The following is a 4,294-nucleotide window of genomic DNA, read 5'->3' as shown; positions in this document are numbered from 1 at the left end:
CTGACGCGCTGCTGCTGGCCGCCGGAAAGCTGGCCGGGCTTGTGGTCTTCGCGTCCCTCAAGGCCCAACCGCGCCAGCAGTTGCGCCGCTCGCCGCCGCCGCTGATCGCGCCGGGCGTTGGCGTAGATAGCCGGAATTTCGACGTTGCCCAGCGCGCTGAGATCGGGCATCAGGTGGTAACGCTGGAAGATAAAGCCGATATGCTCGCGGCGCAGGCGGGCCAGTTCGTCCGGCGACAGGTGGGCGGCGTTCTGGCCGCTGATGTAGTAGTCGCCGCGATCCGGCACGTCGAGGCAGCCCATGATGTTCATCAGCGTCGATTTGCCGGAACCGGAGGCGCCGATGATCGCCACCAGCTCGCCGGCGGCGATGGTCAAATCGATGTCTTTCAACACCGTCAGCGTCTGACCGCCGTTGGTGTAGGTTCGACTGATGCCTTTTAGCTCGATGATCGCGTTCACAGGAAAATGCCATCCTCAGCCGACTTGGCGGCGGGCTGCGACAGCACCACGGTTTCACCGGCTTTCAGGCCGCTGAGGATCTGAATATCGACGTTGTTGGTGATGCCTGTGGTCACTTCGCGCGTTTCCAGCCGCTGATCCTGAGTCAGCACCTGCACCTGCTGCACTTTTCCTTCGGTTTTATGCACCGCCTGGATCGGCACCAGCAGGGTGTTCTTCGCGTCGCCGAGCAGTAAGGAAACCTGCGCGGTCATGGCGATGCGCAGGCGGTTCTCCGGGTTGGGCACGTCCAGCAGCGCGTTGTAATAGACCGAGGCGTTCGAGGTGCCGGAACCGGACGCGGAGCTGGTGCCGGCGAGCGAGTCGTCTTTCATCACCGATTCCGGCGCCAGCTCGATGGTGCGCAGCGTGGCGTCGTACCGTTTATCCGGATCGGAAAAAATAGTGAAGTACGCCTTTTGCCCCGGTGAAATGCGGGTGATGTCGGCTTCGGAGATCTGCGCCTTGATGGTCATCATATCCAACCGCGCCAGCTTGACGATGGTCGGCGCGCTTTGGCTGGAGTTGACCGTTTGCCCCTGCTGCGTCACCACGGCGATGACGATGCCGTCCATCGGCGCGACCACGCGGGTATAGCCCAGATCGATTTTTTTCTTGTCGACTTCAATCTGCGCCTGTACCAGGCGCGCATTGAGCGAAAGCTGTTCGGCGCGGGTGGTGGCCAGCGTGGCCTCGGCGGTCTCGAAGTCTTCACGCGAGCTGGCTTCGTCGCTCAGCATGCGGCGCTGGCGTTTGAAACGCGATTCCGCCTGCTTCAACTGCGCCTGTTTGGCCTGCAATTCGGCCTTGATGACGTTCAGCGCCGCCTCGGCGTTGCGCAGATCGTTGCGCTGTTGCAGATCGTCGATGTCGGCGATCGGCTGCCCTTTGGTGACGCGATCGCCCAGTTTGACCTTCAGCGATTTGACTTCACCGGAGACCCGCGCACCGACGTTAACGCGCTCGACGGCATCCAGTCGCCCGGTGGCCAGCACGGCGTTCTCGATATCGCCCAGGCGGGCCGGCGCGGTAACGTAATCCTGCTGCGGCGGGCGTTGCCAGTAGATGGCCAGCGCGACAGCGACGGCGATGAAAACGATGGCGGCGATCAACGCCAGACGGCGGGAGGGGAGTTTCAGTGGTGACATACCCAGGTTTTCCATAACGATAAAAGCGGCGGTTCCAGTCTGCCATCATGGCAGCGCCAGCTTGAACTGGCGCTAAACGTGAGGCGCTTTCCCGCTGGAAAGGGGATGGTAAAGGCTTTCCCGCCAAAGATCACGGCGAGTTATTATCCTTCGGGTGTGCAACCGGCTGCAGGGCACGTTATACTGGCTAAAAAACCAGTGTTCATTCATCAGCAGGACAACACCGCCGCCATGATGCCAAACCGCCTCGAGCCGGAACTCGACATTTATCAATACCCGGAGCACCTGCGCGCCTGCCTGGCGCCGTTGCCCAAAGGGCCGGGTGTGTATATGTTTCACGGTCAAAGCGAGAGCCTGCCGCTTTACATCGGTAAAAGCGTCAATATACGCAGCCGGGTGATGGCGCATTTCCGCGCGCAGGACGAGGCTAAAATGCTGCGGCAAACCCGACGCATCAGCTTTATCGAGACCGCCGGCGAGTTGGGGGCACTGCTGCTGGAGGCGCAATTGATCAAACAACAACAGCCGCTGTTCAACAAGCGCCTGCGGCGCTCGAAGCAGCTGTGCGCGCTGCGCGTGCAGGCAGATACGGTGACGATTGCTCACGCCAAAGAGATCGATTTCGCCGTTACGCCCCATCTCTACGGGCTGTTTGCCAATCGCCACGCCGCGCTGGAAAAGCTGCGCGCCATCGCCGACGAGCATCGTTTATGTTACGGCAAGCTGGGGATCGACAAGCTGCCGGCAGGGCGAGCCTGTTTCCGCTACAGCCTGCGCAAGTGCGCGGGCGCCTGCTGCGGCGTGGAGTCGGCGCAGGAGCATGCGCTGCGGCTCGGCGCGGCGCTTGAACAGCTGCGCATCGCCTGTTGGCCGTTCGCCGGGCGAGTGGCGTTGGAAGAACAGGGCGAGACGCTGCGTCAGTACCATGTGATTCACAATTGGTTTTATCTGGGTTCGGTCAACAGCCTGGCGCAGGCGCAGCGGCTCCAGAGTGCGGCCAGCCATTTTGATAGCGATGGCTACAAGATTTTGTGCAAGCCACTCATGGCCGGCGATTATCGGATTATTGAGCTGCCGTAATGCCATAACGCTATCGATAACCTAAGACTTATCTGTAAATTCAGGGCATTATGCTAAAAAAGCTTGAGTCCATAATGTTGTTATGGATAATGACGCCCCGAAGCGAAGGAATGCGCTATTAACTCAGTTGGCAGAGTGATTGGTTTTATAATGGCTTGTTTTGGCTTGAAAATTGATAGACGCGGGTTCGAGTCCTGCATAGCGCGCCAGCTTTCTTTCCTTCATCTCACTGCGCTTATCGTAAAGCGCACCCGGGTTGATTTGCACTATCGGCTCCTCGTTGGGATTTTCGGGTGTGCTTTACCGTAACCGCTGGCTTTCCTTCCTCTTTCCCTTTCGATCCTTTGCTAAACTGTAATCAGGCAGGCTTGCTGCCCGGCAACAGGAGGTCGATATGTCTCACTCCGAGCAACTGCAGGAACTCTTGCAACGCGTCGCCGCCCTCGAGGCGAGAGAGAAAGCGCTGAGCGCCGCGTCCAACGCTTATCAGGCGATTATCACCACCATGTTGGGCAATATGGAGAAGACCGAACGTGACCGGATCATCGCGATGATCGATCAGGCTCATGAAATCGCTTACGCCCGCGCCATTCAACGCAGCAACGAACCGCAAAAGCAGAAGATCAAACAGGCCGACGATGTGGCCCAGCGTATGTTCATGTTTGCACAAGGCAAGGCCGCCCAGCCGCGCTGAAGCCGAACTATAACAGTTGCCGCCATTAAGTTGGCTAACTGATCTACCCGGCGAAACTGTACTTGTGTTACTTTTAGCGGTGAGATTTGATGGCAATGCTGTTTCCAGCATAAGGTTGTAACGATGGACGCGATTAAAAGCATCTTGGTTAAAGAGATTGAACAGATCAATCGGCGTGAAGGGCGGGACGGCAAGCCGCGCTTCAACAGCGAATTCGCCCGCACTCACCGCTATCTGTGCCTTGCCATGTTCGCCGGTTATTTCGCGGTGATCGCCGTGATGTATCAGGTGCCGTACATGGGAATATATGCCTTCCTGGGCTTCACCGCTTTCGTGCTGTTCATGTTCGCCATGCTGCTGATCGAGATCCGGCCGGTGTACCGCTTCGAGGACATCGGGGTGTTGGATCTGCGAGTTTGCTACAACGGCGAGTGGTACTTCACCCGCGCGCTGTCGCCTTATGCGGTGCAGCAGCTGCTGGATGAGCCATCTATCGGCGCCGCGCTGAAACAGAAGATGCGCGTGATCATCGGCAACAAGGGCGAAATCGACTTCTACGACGTGTACGACATGGCCTACGGAAAAAAGCCGCAGGATGAGACACCTCAGTTGGCGGCGGCAAACTGAAAGGTTTCCGGCCGGCGGCTTGTCGATTATACTCAGCGTTTGAACGCGAAGCAGAATGAGGACCAAGCGATGAGTGATGATATTTTCGATTTTGATATCGATGCCGAACTGGCGAAAGCCGAAGAAAAAGCGGCGCAGAAGGTAAAAGAGGTCCCCGAGTTCCTCGAAGACGAAGCGGACTGTGAAGGTTGCAAGATCTGATCGCCTGCCCCATAAAAAAAACCGCCGCGGCGGTTTTTTTTATG

General features: G+C 58.1%; 6 protein-coding genes and 1 tRNA gene. 5 read left to right on the top strand and 2 right to left on the bottom strand.

Going from position 1 to position 4,294, the window contains the following annotated elements; translation table 11 throughout:
- Positions 1–461, bottom strand: a 461-nt coding sequence (locus ADK28_RS07125) for an ABC transporter ATP-binding protein (protein ID WP_048795273.1), incomplete at its 3' end; no start/stop codon positions are given.
- Complete coding sequence (locus ADK28_RS07120; RefSeq protein ID WP_033641445.1) at positions 458–1,639, bottom strand: efflux RND transporter periplasmic adaptor subunit; 1,182 nt, start codon at positions 1,637–1,639, stop codon at positions 458–460. The genes ADK28_RS07120 and ADK28_RS07125, both read right to left, overlap by 4 nt.
- Positions 1,640–1,879: 240 nt before the next feature.
- Here ADK28_RS07120 and cho point away from each other — a divergent pair, with 240 nt between their 5' ends.
- From cho to ADK28_RS33305, 5 genes are all read left to right on the top strand, one after another.
- Positions 1,880–2,728 carry an excinuclease Cho gene (gene cho / locus ADK28_RS07115; RefSeq protein WP_048795274.1) on the top strand — a complete coding sequence of 283 codons (849 nt, stop codon included), beginning with the start codon at positions 1,880–1,882 and terminating at the stop codon, positions 2,726–2,728.
- Between the two features lie 112 nt (positions 2,729–2,840).
- A tRNA-OTHER gene (locus tag ADK28_RS07110) sits at positions 2,841–2,937 on the top strand.
- Between the two features lie 185 nt (positions 2,938–3,122).
- On the top strand, positions 3,123–3,422 hold the full coding sequence (locus ADK28_RS07105) for a sigma-S stabilization anti-adapter protein IraP (protein WP_016928230.1): 300 nt from the start codon (positions 3,123–3,125) through the stop codon (positions 3,420–3,422).
- 123 nt (positions 3,423–3,545) lie between these two features.
- Positions 3,546–4,049 (top strand): YlaC family protein, encoded by a 504-nt coding sequence (locus ADK28_RS07100; RefSeq protein ID WP_016928229.1) that lies wholly within the window; start codon positions 3,546–3,548, stop codon positions 4,047–4,049.
- A gap of 69 nt (positions 4,050–4,118) precedes the next feature.
- Positions 4,119–4,250 (top strand): hypothetical protein, encoded by a 132-nt coding sequence (locus tag ADK28_RS33305; RefSeq protein WP_015377413.1) that lies wholly within the window; start codon positions 4,119–4,121, stop codon positions 4,248–4,250.
- Positions 4,251–4,294 lie beyond the last annotated feature (44 nt).

This window comes from Serratia sp. 506_PEND, from assembly GCF_001076875.1.
Classification (GTDB): domain Bacteria; phylum Pseudomonadota; class Gammaproteobacteria; order Enterobacterales; family Enterobacteriaceae; genus Serratia; species Serratia marcescens.
Note: the sequence above shows the minus strand (reverse complement) of the source record. Positions and strands in the feature narration are given on the sequence as shown.

Excerpts from the sequence above, each read along its gene's own strand:
- cho (WP_048795274.1), top strand. The coding sequence starts at position 1,880 with ATGATGCCAAACCGCCTCGAGCCGGAACTCGACATTTATCAATACCCG.
- ADK28_RS07105 (WP_016928230.1), top strand. The coding sequence starts at position 3,123 with ATGTCTCACTCCGAGCAACTGCAGGAACTCTTGCAACGCGTCGCCGCC.
- ADK28_RS07100 (WP_016928229.1), top strand. The coding sequence starts at position 3,546 with ATGGACGCGATTAAAAGCATCTTGGTTAAAGAGATTGAACAGATCAAT.
- ADK28_RS33305 (WP_015377413.1), top strand. The coding sequence starts at position 4,119 with ATGAGTGATGATATTTTCGATTTTGATATCGATGCCGAACTGGCGAAA.